The organism is Listeria aquatica FSL S10-1188 (genome assembly GCF_000525795.1).
In the GTDB taxonomy this organism is placed as follows: Bacteria; Bacillota; Bacilli; order Lactobacillales; family Listeriaceae; genus Listeria; species Listeria aquatica.
This window is the reverse complement of sequence record NZ_AOCG01000015.1, coordinates 12,340-30,483: the sequence shown is the minus strand read 5'-3', so window position 1 is coordinate 30,483 and position 18,144 is coordinate 12,340. Positions and strand designations below refer to the sequence as shown.

At 39.7% G+C, this 18,144-nt stretch carries 12 protein-coding genes, 7 pseudogenes and 1 riboswitch; of the genes and pseudogenes, 6 read left to right on the top strand and 13 right to left on the bottom strand.

Annotation, left to right across the window (positions count from 1 at the left end; genetic code table 11):
- Positions 1-193 (bottom strand): annotated as a pseudogene (locus tag MAQA_RS11890) (WXG100 family type VII secretion target); the annotation flags it as partial.
- Between the two features lie 621 nt (positions 194-814).
- Here MAQA_RS11890 and MAQA_RS14575 point away from each other — a divergent pair.
- Positions 815-979 (top strand): hypothetical protein, encoded by a 165-nt coding sequence (locus tag MAQA_RS14575; protein ID WP_159099974.1) that lies wholly within the window; start codon positions 815-817, stop codon positions 977-979.
- Between the two features lie 195 nt (positions 980-1,174).
- Here the strand turns inward: MAQA_RS14575 and tsf are convergent.
- The 4 genes and pseudogenes from tsf to MAQA_RS11870 all read right to left on the bottom strand — a co-directional run bounded on the left by tsf (position 1,175) and on the right by MAQA_RS11870 (position 7,444).
- Positions 1,175-2,066, bottom strand: a pseudogene (gene tsf, locus MAQA_RS11885) (translation elongation factor Ts).
- Positions 2,067-2,148: 82 nt separating this feature from the next.
- Positions 2,149-2,907: a 30S ribosomal protein S2 gene (rpsB, locus tag MAQA_RS11880; RefSeq protein WP_036074176.1), complete on the bottom strand. Its 759-nt coding sequence runs from the start codon at positions 2,905-2,907 to the stop codon at positions 2,149-2,151.
- A gap of 400 nt (positions 2,908-3,307) precedes the next feature.
- Positions 3,308-5,719, bottom strand: coding sequence for a leucine--tRNA ligase (gene leuS / locus MAQA_RS11875; protein ID WP_036074175.1), 2,412 nt, complete (start codon positions 5,717-5,719; stop codon positions 3,308-3,310).
- A 314-nt stretch (positions 5,720-6,033) separates the two neighbouring features.
- Positions 6,034-7,444, bottom strand: a pseudogene (locus tag MAQA_RS11870) (amino acid permease).
- A gap of 145 nt (positions 7,445-7,589) precedes the next feature.
- Here MAQA_RS11870 and mnmL point away from each other — a divergent pair.
- Positions 7,590-8,547: pseudogene (gene mnmL / locus MAQA_RS11865) on the top strand (tRNA modification radical SAM protein MnmL/YtqA).
- A pseudogene (mnmM, locus tag MAQA_RS11860) lies at positions 8,544-9,105 on the top strand (tRNA 5-(aminomethyl)-2-thiouridylate-methyltransferase MnmM). Before mnmL ends, mnmM begins: the two co-directional pseudogenes overlap by 4 nt.
- A gap of 73 nt (positions 9,106-9,178) precedes the next feature.
- Here the strand turns inward: mnmM and MAQA_RS11855 are convergent.
- From MAQA_RS11855 to MAQA_RS11835, 5 genes and pseudogenes are all read right to left on the bottom strand, one after another.
- Positions 9,179-10,174, bottom strand: coding sequence for a choloylglycine hydrolase family protein (locus tag MAQA_RS11855; RefSeq protein ID WP_036074173.1), 996 nt, complete (start codon positions 10,172-10,174; stop codon positions 9,179-9,181).
- A 169-nt stretch (positions 10,175-10,343) separates the two neighbouring features.
- A pseudogene (gene asnB / locus MAQA_RS11850) lies at positions 10,344-12,210 on the bottom strand (asparagine synthase (glutamine-hydrolyzing)).
- 144 nt (positions 12,211-12,354) lie between these two features.
- Complete coding sequence (metK, locus tag MAQA_RS11845) at positions 12,355-13,557, bottom strand: methionine adenosyltransferase (RefSeq protein WP_036074171.1); 1,203 nt, start codon at positions 13,555-13,557, stop codon at positions 12,355-12,357.
- Between the two features lie 107 nt (positions 13,558-13,664).
- Positions 13,665-13,765, bottom strand: a riboswitch (SAM riboswitch).
- A 59-nt stretch (positions 13,766-13,824) separates the two neighbouring features.
- Positions 13,825-14,127 (bottom strand): DUF3116 family protein, encoded by a 303-nt coding sequence (locus MAQA_RS11840; RefSeq protein WP_036074180.1) that lies wholly within the window; start codon positions 14,125-14,127, stop codon positions 13,825-13,827.
- A gap of 36 nt (positions 14,128-14,163) precedes the next feature.
- Entirely contained in the window at positions 14,164-14,559 is a 396-nt protein-coding gene (locus MAQA_RS11835) for a thiol-disulfide oxidoreductase DCC family protein (protein WP_052008587.1), read from the bottom strand.
- A gap of 114 nt (positions 14,560-14,673) precedes the next feature.
- Between MAQA_RS11835 and MAQA_RS11830 the strand changes: the two genes are divergently transcribed.
- Positions 14,674-14,949, top strand: a complete 276-nt coding sequence (locus MAQA_RS11830) for a hypothetical protein (RefSeq protein WP_036074170.1) — start codon at positions 14,674-14,676, stop codon at positions 14,947-14,949.
- A 46-nt stretch (positions 14,950-14,995) separates the two neighbouring features.
- On the opposite strand, the gene MAQA_RS11825 is transcribed toward MAQA_RS11830, so the two are convergent.
- From MAQA_RS11825 to ytkD, 3 genes are all read right to left on the bottom strand, one after another.
- Positions 14,996-15,910 carry an L-lactate dehydrogenase gene (locus MAQA_RS11825; RefSeq protein WP_036074169.1) on the bottom strand — a complete coding sequence of 305 codons (915 nt, stop codon included), beginning with the start codon at positions 15,908-15,910 and terminating at the stop codon, positions 14,996-14,998.
- A 15-nt stretch (positions 15,911-15,925) separates the two neighbouring features.
- Positions 15,926-16,168: a DUF2584 domain-containing protein gene (locus tag MAQA_RS11820; protein ID WP_036074168.1), complete on the bottom strand. Its 243-nt coding sequence runs from the start codon at positions 16,166-16,168 to the stop codon at positions 15,926-15,928.
- Between the two features lie 64 nt (positions 16,169-16,232).
- The gene (ytkD, locus tag MAQA_RS11815; RefSeq protein ID WP_036074177.1) at positions 16,233-16,682 is read right to left on the bottom strand and encodes an RNA deprotection pyrophosphohydrolase; all 450 of its coding nucleotides are present in this window, start codon (positions 16,680-16,682) and stop codon (positions 16,233-16,235) included.
- 84 nt (positions 16,683-16,766) lie between these two features.
- Here ytkD and yidD point away from each other — a divergent pair, with 84 nt between their 5' ends.
- Positions 16,767-17,003 carry a membrane protein insertion efficiency factor YidD gene (gene yidD, locus MAQA_RS14270; RefSeq protein WP_420911949.1) on the top strand — a complete coding sequence of 79 codons (237 nt, stop codon included), beginning with the start codon at positions 16,767-16,769 and terminating at the stop codon, positions 17,001-17,003.
- A gap of 175 nt (positions 17,004-17,178) precedes the next feature.
- Positions 17,179-18,139: pseudogene (locus MAQA_RS11810) on the top strand (metal ABC transporter substrate-binding protein).
- Positions 18,140-18,144 lie beyond the last annotated feature (5 nt).

The following is an 18,144-nucleotide window of genomic DNA, read 5'->3' as shown; positions in this document are numbered from 1 at the left end:
CGTTACTTTTGGTTTCAACTGATTGAACTGATCGTCAAAGCAGCGCAAAAGCTTGTCCTTCCCATTCACTACGAAGTTGTTCTTGTAATTGGGATAAGCGTTGTAGCATTTGCTCAATATCCCGTGCGCTCGTTCCGTAAGTTTTCGCACGGTCTCGCAATTCTGCCGGGGTCATTCTGATTTGTCCTGACATGACATTCATCTCCTCTTTATGTATTGTTTTCTTGCAAGTATAATATACCATATTTTAGAAATGAAATTGTGTCAATTTAATGAACTTTTTAGCGACGCCCATACAAAAAGGTCTCACCTTTTAAGTGAGACCCATCTGACTCCTCTTTTGAAACCATTCAAAATAACATACCTCTAAAACCTTGGTCTGTTCGGTGTATCTGCTCCCCAAGTTTTGGAACCATTCAAAATAACATACCTCTAAAACCGCATTTTACTGCTTGAGAACGTTAAAGGGGTTTTGGAACCATTCAAAATAACATACCTCTAAAACTGTCACGAGTCTTGTTTTGAAGTGGGGTCAGTTTTGGAACCATTCAAAATAACATACCTCTAAAACCTCGGAAAGTTTTTCCGACATTTCGTAATCGCAGTACTCGTTCCTAGCAGAACTTCCATTTTGACGGTTCTTTTCTTAATTTCATAATAATTCTTAAGTAAGTAAAAAGCAAGTCTATTTTTCATTTAAACATCTCTCAAAAATTAAAAAAGCCTTGCCCACAAGGGCAAGGCAATTCTATTTATTTAAAGGTTCCATACTTGTCCGCATTTTTACTATTATCTGCGCTAGCTTGTCCAGCACATGCCTAAGCTAAACGACCAATCGAGCGCATATACTGCACCCACACGTACCCATCACTCCTTTGTCACACAAGCGGCACTTGCTGGAGCCAATCAAGCAGATGTCCAACAATTTGTGGGGCACAAAAAATTTGTCTATGACGGATTATTATACGCACTCAACTAAACAAGGCACAAGTCAGCTAGTCGATATAATTAGCGAACAATTGTCAGACAAATAACAATTCGGGGATTTTTTTGAAGGGTAGAAAAATCCCCGAATGATTTCATTTTTATTGCTTTTAGTTGATTTTGAAAAAAATAAAAACCCGCTATTACCAACGAATAGCGGGTTTTAAAAATCATTAAAAATCAAAATTTCTTACTGGTCTTTTTTCACTTGGCTCATAACTTCTTCAACAAAGTTATCTTCTTTTTTCTTCGATTCCTTCGCCAACTTCGAAACGTACAAACGACTCAACAGTTGCACCATGTTTTTTCGCAAATTCACCAACTGTCACATCAGGATCCTTAACAAATGGTTGATCAAGAAGGGAGATGTCACTTAACCATTTCTTCAAGCGACCTTCTACCATTTTTTCAACAATATTTTCAGGTTTTCCTTCATTTAAAGCTTGTTGTGTTAATACTTCTTTTTCATGTGCAAGTTCATCTGCATCTACATCATCACGAGAAATGTATTTTGGATTAATCGCAGCAATGTGCATTGCAATATCTTTTGCAACAGCAGAATCAGTTGTACCGTTAAGAAGAACTACAACACCAATACGTCCATTCATGTGAATATATTCACCGAATGCACAGTTCTCACTTTTTTCAGTGATGTCAAAACGACGAAGTGAAATGTTTTCACCAATTTTTGTGATCGCTTCTGTAATATATTCTTGAACAGTCACACCGTCTTCAATTTCAGTTTTAAGCGCATCTTCAAGACTCGCTGGACGAACTGCTAACAAGTGGTTTGCAAGTTTTTCAACAAGTTCTTTAAAGTTGTCGTTTTTCGCTACAAAGTCTGTTTCAGCGTTAACTTCAAGAACAATCGCATGTTTTTCATTACTTACTACATGAGTCATTCCTTCAGAAGCAATTCGGTCAGATTTCTTCGCAGCTTTTGCAATTCCTTTTTCACGTAAAAGATCGATTGCTTTTTCCATGTCACCGTCAGTTTCAACTAACGCTTTTTTACAATCCATCATTCCAGCGCCTGTTTTTTCACGCAATTCTTTTACCATTTGAGCTGTGATATTTGCCATTTTTTATTTCCCTCCAATAAAGTACTTTTAAAAAAGGTGATAAGCATATCATCTTATCACCTTTTTGTGTGTTTTAACAAAATTAAGCTTCTGTTGTTTCTTCAGTTTCAGTTGTTTCTTCAACTTGAGTTTGTTCAACAGCCGCTTCTACGTTTTCTTCACCTTGGTTCACTTCAATGATTGCATCAGCCATTTTTGCAGTAAGCAATTTAACAGCACGAATTGCATCATCATTTGCAGGGATAACATAATCGATTTCATCAGGATCACAGTTAGTATCTACAATACCGATGATCGGAATATTTAATTTGCGAGCTTCAGCAACCGCAATACGTTCTTTACGAGGATCTACGATGAAAAGTGCATCTGGAAGACCCTTCATATCTTTAATTCCGCCCAAGAAACGTTCAAGTTTTTCTTGTTCTTTCTTCAAAAGAACAACTTCTTTTTTAGGAAGAACTTCGAAAGTACCGTCTTCTTCCATTTTTTCAATTTTCTTAAGGTGTTTGATACGTTTTTGGATCGTTTCAAAGTTTGTAAGTGTTCCACCTAACCAGCGGTGATTTACAAAATATTGACCAGAACGTTCTGCTTCTTCTTTCACAGATTCTTGCGCTTGTTTTTTAGTGCCGACAAAAAGGATAGTTCCTCCGTCAGCAGCCACTTCACGCATGAAGTTGTAAGCTTCGTCTACTTTTTTAACCGTTTTTTGTAGGTCGATGATGTAAATTCCGTTACGTTCCGTAAAGATGTATTTTTTCATCTTAGGGTTCCAACGGCGTGTTTGGTGTCCAAAATGTACACCAGCTTCTAGCAATTGTTTCATTGAAATAACAGGCATGTTATTCCCTCCTATTGGTTTTATTTTGCGGACAAATCCGCCCTCCGTATAGATCATTCAAAGGAAAGACTTAAATTTTAAGCACCCTTTCTTTTGTCACTATACGTGTGTATTAACACTGCCCTTAACTATATCACAATCGGCTTTAGACGTCAATAAATATACGCCTACCGGTTAGCTTCTCTCGAAAGATACAAGCCTAATATAGAAAAAGTAGAATTCCGCTTCATAGGTATGGACACTTCGTACTTCAAATTCCTTTTAACTATTTGTATGTTTCTTATTTGTGATTATCAGTAATAGCTCGATTAAAATGAAAATCAATCATTCTCCTTCATTTTTTAATCAAAAAAACAATCGAGCTCATCCGATGAATCGGTCTACTCGATTGTTTTTTGGTTTAGTTAGCCACAATATTAACTAATTTTCCTGGAACAGCAATGACTTTACGAATGGTTTTTCCACCCGTTTCAGCTTGAATGCGCTCATTAGCTAGTGCAACTTTTTCAAGTTCATCTTTCGACATTGTTTTAGAAACAATTTCTTTCGCTTTTACTTTTCCATTAACCTGCAAAACGATTTCTACTTCATCTTCTACAAGTTTGCTTTCGTCATATGTCGGCCAAGCTTGATAGGAAATCGATTCGCTGTGTCCGAAGATTTCCCAAATCTCTTCTGCAACATGTGGGGCGATTGGAGCAAGTAGCTGGATAAAGCCAAAAGCATACGCTTTTGGAACTGTTTCGGCTTTATAGGCCTCATTCACAAAAATCATGAGGGCGGAGATTCCGGTATTGAAACGAAGTCCTTCATAATCTTGTGTGACTGTTTTCACCATTTGATGATAGGCTTTTTCAAGCTTTCCATCATTTTCAGAAACTACTTTTTCACTAAGTTGTCCAGCTTCATTTACAAATAAACGCCAAACCCGGTCTAAGAATTTCCGGGCTCCTTCTAGTCCATTTTCACTCCAAGAAATAGAAGCATCAAGTGGTCCCATAAACATTTCATACAGGCGCAAAGTATCCGCTCCATATTTATCTACGACATCATCTGGATTCACCACGTTTCCACGTGACTTCGACATTTTTTCATTGTTCTCCCCGAGGATCATGCCTTGATTAAACAGTTTTTGGAAGGGTTCTTTTGTTGGAACAACGCCAATGTCATACAAGAATTTATGCCAGAAACGCGCATAGAGCAAGTGAAGAACCGCATGTTCAGCCCCGCCGATATAAACATCGACTGGAAGCCATTCACGAAGCTTTTCTTTATCTGCAATTTCTGTTTGATTGTTTGGATCGATATAGCGGAGGAAATACCAACTTGATCCCGCCCATTGTGGCATCGTATTGGTTTCACGGCGTCCTTTCCTGCCAGAATCATCCACGACGTTTACCCAGTCCTCCAAGTTTGCAAGCGGAGATTCTCCTGTCCCTGATGGTTTAATTTCCGTTGTTTTTGGAAGGAGTAGCGGAAGCTCGTCTTCTGGCACAAGTGTTGTTTCCCCGTCTTCCCAGTGAATAACAGGAATAGGTTCACCCCAGTAACGTTGTCTGCTGAACAACCAGTCACGTAAGCGGTAAGTGATCTTCCGTGTCCCAAATCCTTCTTTTTCAAGCCAGTCAGAAATTGTGCGAATTGCTTCCTCCGTATTCATGCCATCTAGGAAATCAGAATTAACATGGGGACCATCGCCTGAATAAACTTCTTTTTGAACGTCGCCACCTTTTACAACTTCAAAAATCGGCAAGTTGAACTGCTTGGCAAATTCGTGATCGCGTTCGTCGTGCCCTGGCACCGCCATAACAGCCCCTGTCCCGTATTGAATAAGCACATAATCTGCAACCCAAACTGGGATTTTTTGACCTGTCGCAGGATTGACTACATAAGCCCCAGTTGCAACACCAGTTTTTTCTTTTGCTAAATCTGTTCGTTCTAGTTCACTTTTTAGTTCAACTTGTTTTTTATAAGCTTCAACTGCTTCTTTTTGTTCAGCGGTCGTGATTTGTTCTACAAGCTCATGTTCAGGTGCCAAAACCACATAAGTTACCCCGAAAAGTGTATCTGGACGCGTTGTGAAAACTTCAATTTTTTCCTTCCGTCCCTCTAATTGGAAACTAACTTCAGCACCTTCCGAGCGACCGATCCAGTTGCGCTGCATATCTTTGATGTTCTCCGGCCAGTCTACAAGGTCCAAATCATCAATTAAACGATCCGCATAAGCTGTAATTTTAAGCATCCATTGCCGCATTGGCTTCCGGTAGACAGGGAAACCTCCACGTTCACTCTTACCATCAATGACCTCTTCATTAGCAAGCACAGTTCCAAGTGCAGGGCACCAGTTAACAGCCACTTCGGCTTCATAGGCTAATCCTTTTTCATACAGCTTTTCAAAAATCCACTGTGTCCATTTATAATAGTTTGGATCTGTTGTGTTTAGCTCCCGGTCCCAGTCATAAGAAAAGCCTAGAGATTTAATTTGGCGCTTAAAGTTTGCAATATTTTGTTCCGTAAATTCCGCTGGATCATTTCCTGTATCAATCGCATATTGTTCAGCAGGAAGACCAAAGGCATCCCATCCCATTGGGTGAAGTACATTGTATCCTTGGGCCCGCTTCATTCGTGATAAGATATCCGTTGCTGTATAACCTTCGGGATGCCCTACATGAAGGCCTGCACCTGATGGATACGGAAACATATCTAGCGCATAAAAGTTTTCTTTTGATGCATCCTCAGTGGTTTTAAAGGTCGCCTTGTCATCCCAAATCTTTTGCCATTTCGGTTCAATTTCTTTGTGGTTAAAAGTCATCCTTAATTCTCTCCTTTTTTTCTTTTATTCATAAAACGAAAATAAGTCGTCTGAACATGAAACAAAAGACCTCTCGTCATAGCTATAACGGCTATGGGACGAGAGGTCTTCTCCCGCGGTACCACCCAAATTAGTGATTACTTCACTCAACTTCTTGCTCCTTAACGCGGATAACGTACGATTTATAAAAAGGCAAGTTCACCCAACTCATCGATCAGCTTCCACCAGCCGCTGATTCTCTTAGATTCCCAAAGTTTAGATTACTACTCCTTTAGTCGTTTCCATATTCGATTAAGAACTATTGTAGCTGATTTCTAGTCTTTTGGCAAGACTGTTTGTTTTTTCATAAGGGGATAAAGCAGGAAACCCATGAGAAATAATCCCGCACTTAATAGGAATATGGTTAGATTTTCCGTACCACTTTTCATAATCCAAAGACTATAACCTAAAGCAAGGATAGCAATCACTCCATCAACTATTCGTTTTATAGGTTTTGAATTCTCATACGTACTTCCCGAAAAAACGAGTTTAAGTTGAAAAATTGGTGAAATAAAGTATTGAATTAAGAAAGCAAGTGTGGAAACTTTAACAACAAAGTCATATGCAACTGCGATATCGCCAGAAAGCGTGGAACAAATAAAAAACTGTGATGCAAGGCATGTAAGCACGAGAGAACGTATCGGTGTTCCATTTTTATTGACTTTACTTAAAAAGGGAAGGAAAATACCTTTTTTTTGCTGCTTGGTATGGAGCTTCTGCACTCATCATCACCCAACCAATGGCCGAACCAAATAGACAAATCAAAGCGAGAATTGCCATTACGGCGGAGCCTCCACTCCCAATCACCGAATTTAACGCATCCGCAAGTGGGCTTGCACTGCCAATGAGTTTTTCTTTTGGAATGAGACCTAGCGCTAAAATCGAAATCAAACTATATAACATCACTGCAACAACTAGTCCTGTAATGGTAGCCGCTTGAACAGCTTTTCCTGACTTAGCACGTCCAGAAAACATTAATGCCGATTCAATACCAATAAAGGCCCAAAGTGTGACGATCGCTGCGCTGTTTACTTGTGAAAGCAAGCCTTCTTTTAATCCTGAACTATCATAGACAGGGTGATAAAAAGCCCCCATTTTAACCGATTGGAAAGAGAAAACAGCGATGATAATGAAAAGGAAAAATCCCCCCACCTTCGCAACCGTCGCAACTAAATTAATTTTCCCTGCGCCACTTACACCTTTTGAAATGATAAAGGCAATGCCCCAAAGTAAGACGGTACACACGGCGAAGGTCAGCGCCTGACCTTCTGTAATCGTGAACTCGCCGATTTCAACAAAAGAATCTCGACTATTTAATATCGGGAAAAATACCGATAAGTAGCCAGCAAACGAGGTAATCAGTGAGACATTTCCTGCCCAGTTCGCCACCCAATAACTCCACACAGCGATGAATCCTGCCATTTGTTTCGCTTTAGGACGGTTAAAGAATGCATACGCATGACTTTGTGCACCGCTTGTTAAATCTGGTCGTTTGACGGCTAAATTGCCGAATACAAGCGCGATCATGAGAACACCGGCACCTGTAAAAATCCAAGCTAGCAAGGTTGCAAGCGGACTAGCTACTTCAGCCATTTGCCTTGGAAGCATGAAGATTCCAGACCCCATCATGTTTCCGATCACGAGGGCTGTTAAAACGAAAAAGCCCATTTTTCTTTGCTTTGTCATCTGTGTATGCACTCCTTTTTATGTATTTTAGTGTATTAGCACTTTACCAAGTGAAAGTGTAATTATAATATCAAAATTATTTTTATTCGTCAACTTAAAAATATGGTAAACTAGAAGCAATGAATTTAAAGGAGTCTGAGAAACCTTGAAGAAAGAAAATCCATTTCCTTATAGTCTCGATAATAAACGTTACCACACTTGGAATTATACCCTTAGACAAGAATTCGGAATGAAAATTTTTAAAGTCGCACTTGATGGCGGCTTTGACTGTCCAAACCGCGATGGTACAGTTGCGCGTGGGGGTTGTACATTTTGTAGTGCCGCTGGATCAGGCGACTTTGCTGGTGATCGAAATTTTGATTTATCCGCGCAATTTGCCGAAATTCGCGACCGAATGCATCACAAATGGAAAAGCGGAAAATACATCGCTTTTTTCCAAGCGTTTACGAATACCCATGCTCCTGTTGAAGTACTCCGTGAAAAATATGAAGTGGTTTTAAAAGAAGAAGGTGTCGTTGGGCTTTCCATTGCGACACGTCCCGATTGCCTTCCAGATGATGTCGTGGATTATTTAGCTGAGTTGAATGAACGAACTTATCTTTGGGTAGAGCTCGGCTTGCAGTCCGCTCATGATGAAACAGGGAAATTAATCAATCGTGCACATGATTATGATTGTTATCTTGAAGGTGTACGCAAGCTGAAAGGGCGTGGTATTCGTGTTTGTACCCATATTATTAATGGTCTACCAAAAGAAACGCCTGAAATGATGCTTGAAACAGCTAAAAAAAGTGGCGGAAAGCGGTGTAGAAGGAATCAAAATCCATTTGCTCCACTTGTTACGTGGTACGCCAATGGTAGAAGATTATAAACGCGGCGATTTAACATTTTTAACACAAGAGGATTATGTGAAGCTCGTTTGCGATCAACTTGAGATTTTGCCACCTGAAATGGTTATTCACCGAATCACAGGAGACGGTGGTGTGGATGATTTAATTGGGCCGATGTGGAGCTTGAATAAATTTGAAGTGTTAAACGCCATTGATCAAGAACTAATTTGGCGGGATAGTTATCAAGGAAAAAAATTTAGTGAGGTGCACGCATGAATTTAGAAGGCATCTTGCCGTTCAGTCATCAGCTCTTAAGGAAAGTTATTTTCCCAGGGGATGTCGTCATTGATGCAACTTGTGGCAACGGGCATGATACGCTTTTTCTTGCGCAGCTCGTTGGACCGAATGGTAAAGTTTACGCCTACGACATACAACAAACCGCAATTGAGAAAACAGAAGCACGCCTTGACGAAGCTTCTTGCAAAAATCAAGTTCTGCTCTTTAAAAAAAAGTCATGCAGAACTAGCTGCTGATGTGAGCGAACCCGTGCGAGCGGTCATTTATAATCTCGGCTACTTGCCGGGAGGAGATAAGTCAATTACGACCCTTGAAGAATCTACTCTCGAGAGCATTTCTGCCGCACTTGAAAAACTGATGGTGGGTGGACTTGTCATTTTGGTCATCTATCATGGTCACGAAGCAGGAAAACTTGAAAAAGAAGCGATCTTAAACTATGTTTCTCATCTCCCACAAGAAAAATTCAGCGTACTCCAATATGGTTTCATTAATCAGCGTAATCTGCCTCCCTTCGTCGTGGCAATTGAAAAGCGCTAAAAAAAAGTCCAGAAAACAAGGAACTCCTTGTTTTCTGGACTTTTTAGATTATAAGTGGTATTTGACATGCAATTTAATCAGCGTTTAAAAAATCAATTTCCTGTTTCATCGTAAGAGGGAAAATCTCCAGTTTTTCATTGCTCAAATCTGCTTGGTGTAAGCTGACGCATTTAATTCTGCGGTTATCATATTCACAGAAGTAATAACGTAGCGATGTGGTGCACATGGCTGTCATATAAACTGAATAATCATTGTGCCCATTTTGATGAATGACGGCTCCTTTTGGAACTTCAACCGGAGCAAGCATATGAAAAATCTGTGTAACCCCTTCGATTTCATTTTTTGGCTCACTCGCGTAAAACTTCATATAGGCAGTTCGTAAAAAGCGAGACGGTGGCGTGTAGTCGCCAGGAAGCCCAAAGGTCCCACTTCCCTGTCCAAATGGTGAAAAAGTCTTCGTGGAAGTTTGAATGGGTTCTTTTGATCTTGGATTCACGCCAATATAGTTCCGTAAATTGGCTTCATGCCATTCATAATTTGGACTATTTGTCATGACTCCAATCGTATCTTGATGGATTTTAATTCCATCTGGATCAGGTTCAACAATAATAGAACGCCCTGTACTGTCCGAAAAAATATAATGAAGTGGAGGTACAACGCCTAAAATTGAATTGCTCTCATTGATAATTTCAATTGTCTCAAAAAGTGCGATGGCTTCATCAAGAGAACCCGCATTAGCAAGAATATAACTGACTACACGAAGTGGATTAACGCCGCCCCTTGCATCTTTCTTCTCCGTATAAGTTGCAAATCCAGGATAATAAAGGGTCGCACCTGCCACACCTTTTTCATTAATCCCATCATAAAAAATAGGAAATTGTAATTTATATGCCGCCATTCCTAAAAAGGCGTATTTCCCTTTACGAAGCTCATTTTGTCTTACTTCCATTTCAAAATTTCTTGGTACGATGACGACCCCACTATCTGTATACATAGAAAAATCCATGGTTCTTGATAAGAATTGTGTGTTGTCTTCTGCTCCAAATGTAAAACTACTACATCCTAACATAAATTTAATTCCTCCTTTATGCTTATTCTTTACCCCCTTTTTCACCTTTTCTGAGTCAAAAATATGCTTTTCAAAACGAAAATATTGGTTTTTTGAGTGACTTTTACTCAAGACATAGCCAAATAAGCCGGTAGCAATTAATTGCTACCGGCTTATGAAACCAAGATTCTTATTTACTAAAATCGTATTTTCCTTCTACATAAATAGAATACCAAATCATGAAGATTACAACCGTCCAAATTTTACGGCTATAGTCATGTTTACCTGCACAATGTGCTTCTAACAAATCAAGCACGTACTGCTTATTAATCAAATGATCTGTTTCTGATTCATGAATGATATTTTTTACCCATTCATTCATTTCTGCTTTTAACCAGTGGCGAATTGGAACAGGAAAGCCTAATTTACGACGATTAAGCACGTGCTCAGGGACAAAAGTTTCAGCAGCTTTCCGGAGAATATATTTCGTTGTCCCATTCGTTGTTTTCAGTGAAGCTGGAATTTCTTTAGCTACTGCAAAAACCTCTTTATCAAGGAAAGGTACACGCACTTCAAGAGAATGCGCCATCGTCATTCGGTCAGCCTTTAATAAAATGTCTCCACGAAGCCAAGTATGAATATCAATATATTGCATCCGTTCTACTGGGTTATAGCCCTTTGTTTCATCGTAAAACGGCTTCGTGATATTTGTATAATCATGACCTTCTTCGTAGCGTGGAAGTAAAATTCGTTTTTCAGCTTCTGTAAACATTTTTGCATTTCCGATATAGCGCTCTTCCATCGGTGTTGTTCCGCGTTCAAGGAAGCTTTTCCCTCGCATTCCTTCTGGCATCACTTTAGCAACACCATTTAGCATAGATTTAAATACCCCAGGCATTTTGTTAAACATCGAAAGGGAATTTGGTTCATTATAAATATTATAGCCACCGAAAAACTCATCGGCCCCTTCCCCAGAAAGCGCAACCGTTACTTCTTTTCTTGCTTCACGTGCAAGGAAATAAAGTGGAATTGCCGCTGGATCTGCTAGTGGATCATCCATGTGCCAAACGATCTTTGGAAGCTCCTCCATATATTCTTGAGGAGTGATCACATAGCTGATGTTCTCTACGCCAAGTTTATCAGCTGTTTCTTTCGCCACATCAATTTCACTGAATCCATCACGTTCAAATCCAACAGAAAAAGTTTTAATTGCCGGATGATATTCTTTTGCAATCGCTGCAATAATGGATGAATCAATACCACCTGAAAGAAAAGAACCTACAGGAACATCTGAACGCATATGCACCTTAACAGAATCATATAATACATCACGAATTTGTTTAATAAACATATCTTCTGATTTTTGAACGGGCGCAAATTCTGGTTTGTAGTATTGCGTAAAGGCCATTTCTTCACCAATTTTTTTCGTGAAGTAGTGACCAGGAAGCAAGCGTTTCACCTCTGTTGTTAATGTGTCCGGTTCTGGAACGAATTGGTAAGTCATGTAGTTTTGCAAAGAAACTTCATCCAAATTTTGATTTTTGAGCGCATGAAGAATAGATTTTTTTTCAGAAGCAAGGTATAAATTGCCATCTTCTTCCGCATAGAAAAAAGGTTTAATTCCAAATGGATCACGTGCCCCGTAAACACTATTTTCTTGCTTATCCCAAATTACAAATCCAAACATCCCGCGCAAATAAGAAGCAGCTTGTTCTTTATATTTCGCATAAGTCGCAATGATAACTTCCGTATCACTTTCTGTTTCAAAAGTCATACCTTTCATTTTTTAGCTTTTCACGTAATTCCACATAGTTATAAATTTCTCCATTGAAAATAATCCAGTAGCGTTCATCTTCATACGTAAGCGGTTGATGACCATTTTCCACATCAATGATACTAAGTCTTCTAAAACCGAATTGAATATGCTCATCCGTATAGTATCCTTCATCATCTGGTCCGCGGTGAGTGATCATATCATTCATTTCTTTAAACGTTTGCTTTTCTTCACCTGTTATTTCAGCAATGCGGTCATGAACGCATCCTACAAATCCACACATTGAGACATTTCTCCTCTATCTGATTTTTCATTAATTCACAGTTTACACAAAGATTATCATAACATAAAGCCGCTCGCTTTGCACGGTGAATTACTACTCTCAAAAAAAAGAAAACGCCAAACAAACGCCGGCGTCTCCTTTCTTTTATTTTTCTAAAAAGCGTTTTAAATCATCGACCTTATCCGTTCGTTCCCAAGGTAGATCTAAATCGTGTCTTCCAAAATGTCCAAAAGCAGCCGTTTTGCGATAAATTGGTTGGCGCAAATCAAGCATTTTGATAATCCCAGCTGGACGTAAATCAAAGTTGGCGCGAACTGCTTCCGTGAGTTCCTGCTCGCTATACATACTCGTTCCATAAGTCTCAATGGATATTGAGACTGGATGAGCAACTCCAATCGCATAAGCCAGTTGCACTTCTGCCTTTTTTGCAAGTCCAGCAGCCACAATATTTTTAGCAACATAACGCGCGGCATAAGCGCCAGAGCGATCCACTTTCGTTGGATCTTTCCCGGAAAAGGCACCCCCACCGTGGCGTGCATAGCCGCCGTAAGTATCCACAATGATTTTTCGACCCGTAAGCCCAGCATCCCCTTGCGGCCCGCCAATCACAAACCGACCGGTCGGATTGATGAAGTACTTCGTTTTTGCATCAAGAAGCGCTGGATCAATCACGGCTTGAATGACTTGTTCATGCATATCTTTTGCGATGGTTTCTTGCGAAATATCGGGATGATGTTGTGTTGAAATAACAACCGTATCGATTCGTGCTGGCTTATTTTCCTCATCGTACTCAACCGTAACTTGTGTCTTCGCATCTGGGCGCAAATAATCAATTGTCCCCTCTTTACGAAGTTCCGCGATTTTTCTTGCCAGTTTATGAGCAAGAGAAATTGGAAGCGGCATAAGCTCCTCCGTTTCATCCGTCGCAAAACCAAACATTAAGCCCTGGTCTCCAGCACCAATCGCTTCAATTTGAGCATCTTCATCTTCTTCCCCACTTCTTGCCTCAAGAGACTCATCTACCCCTTGAGCAATATCTGGAGACTGCTCATCAATGGCCGTTAAAACAGCACAAGTTTCTGCATCAAACCCGTATTTAGCTCGTGTATAGCCAATTTCTTTAATGGTTTCCCGTACAATTTTGGGAATATCTACGTAAACTGACGTTGTAATTTCGCCAGCAACCAGTACAAGTCCTGTTGTCACCGTGGTTTCACAAGCCACGCGCGCATCCGGATCTCTTGCAAGTATCGCATCCAAAATCGCATCTGAAATTTGATCGGCAATTTTATCCGGATGTCCATCAGAAACAGATTCTGACGTAAACAAATGACGCTTCGCAGTCATTCTTGTATCCTCCTTTTATTCTCTACCATTCGCGTGCAGCAAAGAAAAAAAGCCTTTTCTCTAAGTTTTTGCGCATAGAGAAAAGGCGTATCATTTCATTACCTTCACTCTCATCGATCAGGAAAACTCCTGCTCAGGTTAGCACCTTACAACAAGTGTAGGTTGCTGGGCTTCAAAGGGCCAGTCCCTCTACCGCTCTGGATAAGAGATATTTATTTTAGTTTTACAACTAACTAGCTTTAAGTATACTGGTTTACGAAACGAAAATCAAGGGGAAATCCCTTCCTGCCCTGCTAAAAAGTCCGGCCAATCTTCCTGCTTCATTTCTCGGTAGCGGTGGTAAAACGCCTCCCCCTTCTCAGATCGGCTATAGCGAATACCGTCATTCGACCGGTAGCGAAAAAGCAAGCCAAGTTCTTCAAGCTCATACACGGCAAGCAAAAATTCCGTCTTGTTTTTGAGAGCACTCCCTCCGTTTCTTGCACGATCATTAATTAGTTCATTCATATTCGATGAGCCTCGATAGACATTTTCGATGATTTGAAAAGCAACTTCAAAGGGTAAACGCATTCTTTCACATACTTTCATTTTCAAGATTCTTTTTTATTATACAGGAAACGCATGATTTTTTCTTGAACAAATTCGAAATTTTCTACGTATGTTTTGAATAAAACGCCAAATTTTGCCACGGTTCCTTGCAATAAGACGATATAACCATTCGCCTAAAATGGGGATAAACGGTAAATAAAGAACTAACGCCCCCCACTTGACTATTGGAAGTGCCCTTAAAATGCGCCGAACCGCTGAAAAGCCACGATAAATCCGCCCATTTTCCGATACAACATGGAGCTCTCTTAATAAATCAGTTTGATTAAAATAACTACCGCTATCTTCTTGAAGCTTTTCGAAATATAATAGACCCTGCGTATCTAGCCTTTCTACATAGCCTTTTACCCACTTGCAGAAAGAACAATTTCCATCATATAAAACCCGGTATCGCACAATAAAAACCTCCTTCTTCCTATTTTTCCCCTTATCATATTTTTAAACCTGTGGTATGATTAAGGATATTAAAAATAGAATTTGTTCGAACGCGAGCAATAAAGGAGTTAAATTATGGGCTTATTTATACTTACTCTAATTCTTTTGGCCGGATTTATTGTAGCCATGCTACTTTTTGAATTCGTATTCAAACTAGAATGGTTCAAATATTTTTTAGCCACAATTGGATTGATTGCAAGTGGAATTATTTTTTTCATCAGTTTTTATGGCGGCGGCCTAAAGCAAACGGAAATTGCTATCGCCCTCTTTTTTGCTAGTTTCGGTGAATATGTTGTTTCGCTTGTTATCAGTCTTGTCCGCTTGATTCAGCGAAAAAAAGAACAAGCTTAAAACTAATAATGAAAAACCAGACAGAAAATTTCTGTCTGGTTTTTCATTATTTCGTGTAAACCGTTGAAAAAGCTTGTTTAATTACGGCACAAGATGCTTGATACAGTTTTTCTTCTTCTGTCGTCAACTGTTCAAGCGGCAAAATCTGACAAACCCCATCTCGACCAATAACAGCTGGTCGTCCGGCATATACACCTTCGCTTTCATCATAAACAGAAATCGGAAGTACTTCACGTGCATCATCATGGATAATTGCAATAAGTCGAGCTGCCGCTGTTGCGATACCAAAACTCGTCCAACCTTTTCCAAGCAAAATATTCCAACCTCTAGCCCGCACTTTTTCCTTGAACTCTGCACGTTCTTCTAAAGAAAGCAATTCAAGCGCTGGTTTCGTTCCGACTTTAACACCTGACCAAGCAATAAATTGGGATTCCCCGTGTTCTGCGAGGACATAGCCTGAAATGCTTTTCGGTGAAACTTGAAAATGCTCTCCAAGTGCGCTTCGCATCCGCATAGTGTCAAGTGAAGTTCCTGTTCCAAACACCTGTCTCTTTGGAAGCCCACTTTCTTTTGCAATGATTTGTGTGATGACATCACAAGGGTTTGTAATATTGATAAAAATCCCATTGAAGCCCGTTTGCATCACTTTAGGTACAATCGAACGCACGGCTGCACTTGTTTCTTTCAATTCTTCCATCCGGTCTTTTTCAAGCAGCGTTGTTGGTCCAATTGCCATCACGATAACAGAGGCGTCTCGGAGCAATTCATAGCCTCCAGAAATCACCTTCGTGTAAGAATGCGTAGCAGACAACATGTCCCGAAGCTCCATAGCCTCACTGCTCGCCTTCTCACTTTTTTGATCTACTAAAACGAGTTCCGTACAAATCCCTTGCGTGACGAGTGAAAAAGCGACATCTGAACCAACGTGCCCACATCCAATAATTCCAACTTTTTGTTGCATTTTCGTTGCCTCCTCTTAGTTGCTTGAATTTAACGAAACAAGTTCATATGTAAGTAGTGTTACATCATTTTCCCAAACAACTTTACGCGGGATCACCATGCCGCTTGTTTCGCCGTCTTTTGTTTTGCGGAGCTCAATTTCAATATCCAGTGGATAAATTCGGTAGCCTGCTTTTTCGAGTTTGAACAAGTTTTCATCAATTCTTTCTTCATTTCCTTTTGTTACGACCATCGTATTAACTTCAAGCTGCATTCCCATCTGGATCCCTCCAATTCTTATTTTCTATCATAGCAGAAAATCCCCTTTTTTGCCCACTATCTCATCAAGTCTTTTTTAAAATTTCTTGCATGCCCTCATCCCGCATAAAAAAACTGAAAGCTTCCCTTTGAACGATTTTCCGTAAATGTCCCTTTAAAAGCTTAGGACCCGTGGTTTCCAGATAATTTTCTTGTGGCACAATTTGTTTCACTTCGCAGAAAAAAACACGCTTTGTAAACGGACGTTCTGAAGAAGCCACTTCATAGTCAGCTACAAAAACAAATTCAAAAGGAATAGCGCCTGTTTCTTCCATTAGTTCTCGTTTCGCCGTCGTTGTGTTATCCTCTCCCGCCTCCCCTTTCCCGCCAGGAAATTCAAGCCCGCGAATTTTATGTTCCGTAAAAAGCCACTTTCCTTCATAATGTGGGATAACAAGGACATCATTTTGTTCCTCTTTCGACTGTGCAAAATGAATTTTCACATCATTCCCGTATGCATCCTGATAACTGAACACAATCATCGTCCCTTTCTTTTTTTTTAAAAATATGATAAGCTTAACTTAGTAAAATTTAGAAGGTGAATTTCGTGTTTAAAAAAAATCTTAGTCGGCTTGATTCGCGTATATCGAAAATTCATTTCACCACTTACGCCACCTTCTTGCCGCTTTTCGCCAACTTGCTCTGAATATGGCATCGAAGCAATTCAAACGCATGGCGCTCTTAAGGGCAGTTATTTAACCATCCGTCGAATTTTAAAGTGTCATCCTTTCCATAAAGGGGGATTCGATCCCGTACCACCAAAAAAATCTTCTTCAAACTCGCGTCACCACCATTAATATAGCATAAAAAACTGTCTTTCAGCAGACAGTTTTTCTTTTTTCTACAAAAACACTTGCTTTCCCCGTTTTTTTCCTGTAATATCAATTACGGATGATAAATCGGATTGATTACGATTTATTTTTTTGATTCTCAAAACGGAATGATTTTGATTTAAGGAGTTGAGTATTACCGATGAAAAACTGGCAAAAATTGCTAGCCCCTTTACTTATTCTCGTTTTACTGCTTGCTGCATGCGGCGGATCAGGTGAAGCGAAAAAAGAAGATGGAAAGATTCAAGTTTACACGACTGTTTATCCTCTCACTTACTTAACACAACAAATTGGTGGTTCTTACGTTCATGTGAAAAGTATTTACCCGGCTGGTGCAGATGCGCATAGTTTCGAACCAACACAAAAAGATATGTTAAAACTCGCGGATAGCGATTTGTTCTTCTACATTGGTCTTGGAATGGAAGGCTTTGTTGATAAAGCAAAATCAACATTAAAAGAAGAAAAGGTTTCCTTTATTCCGCTCGCAGAAAAGCTCGACCTTCCGAAAGATCCAGATGCCGCGCTTGAAAATGACGAACACGAGCACGAAGGAGAAGAACATGAGCATGAGCACGGCGATATCAATCCACACGTTTGGCTGTATCCAAAATATATGGAAGAAATGGCAAAAACGATTAGAGATAGGCTCACGAAAGAAATGCCTAAGCAAAAAGCAACTTTTGAAGAAAACTACAAAAAAAACCGTTGAAAAACTTAAAAAGCTCGATGATTCTTATGCAGAAATGGCGAAAAATGCAAAACATAAAGATTTTGTAACGGCACATGCGGCATATAGTTACTGGAATACCGCATATGGCTTGCATCAGATTCCAATCGCTGGAATTTCAACAAGTGATGAACCTTCTCAAAAGAAACTGCAAACCATTGTTCAAACCATCAAGAAAGACAAGATTCCTTATATCATGCTCGAACAAAATACAAACTCTAAAATTGCTGATGTCATTCAAAGTGAAACAGATACAAAAGCATTAACCCTTCATAATCTTGAAACACTAACTGAAAAAGACATTCACCAAAATCGCGATTACCTTTCCATCATGAACGATAATTTAAAAGCATTAAAAGAAGCATTAAACTATTAAAAAAA

Excerpts from the sequence above, each read along its gene's own strand:
- MAQA_RS14575 (WP_159099974.1), top strand. The coding sequence starts at position 815 with ATGCCTAAGCTAAACGACCAATCGAGCGCATATACTGCACCCACACGT.
- rpsB (WP_036074176.1), bottom strand. The coding sequence starts at position 2,907 with ATGCCTGTTATTTCAATGAAACAATTGCTAGAAGCTGGTGTACATTTT.
- leuS (WP_036074175.1), bottom strand. The coding sequence starts at position 5,719 with ATGACTTTTAACCACAAAGAAATTGAACCGAAATGGCAAAAGATTTGG.
- MAQA_RS11855 (WP_036074173.1), bottom strand. The coding sequence starts at position 10,174 with ATGTTAGGATGTAGTAGTTTTACATTTGGAGCAGAAGACAACACACAA.
- metK (WP_036074171.1), bottom strand. The coding sequence starts at position 13,557 with ATGACTGCGAAGCGTCATTTGTTTACGTCAGAATCTGTTTCTGATGGA.
- MAQA_RS11840 (WP_036074180.1), bottom strand. The coding sequence starts at position 14,127 with ATGCGTTTACCCTTTGAAGTTGCTTTTCAAATCATCGAAAATGTCTAT.
- MAQA_RS11830 (WP_036074170.1), top strand. The coding sequence starts at position 14,674 with ATGGGCTTATTTATACTTACTCTAATTCTTTTGGCCGGATTTATTGTA.
- MAQA_RS11825 (WP_036074169.1), bottom strand. The coding sequence starts at position 15,910 with ATGCAACAAAAAGTTGGAATTATTGGATGTGGGCACGTTGGTTCAGAT.
- MAQA_RS11820 (WP_036074168.1), bottom strand. The coding sequence starts at position 16,168 with ATGGGAATGCAGCTTGAAGTTAATACGATGGTCGTAACAAAAGGAAAT.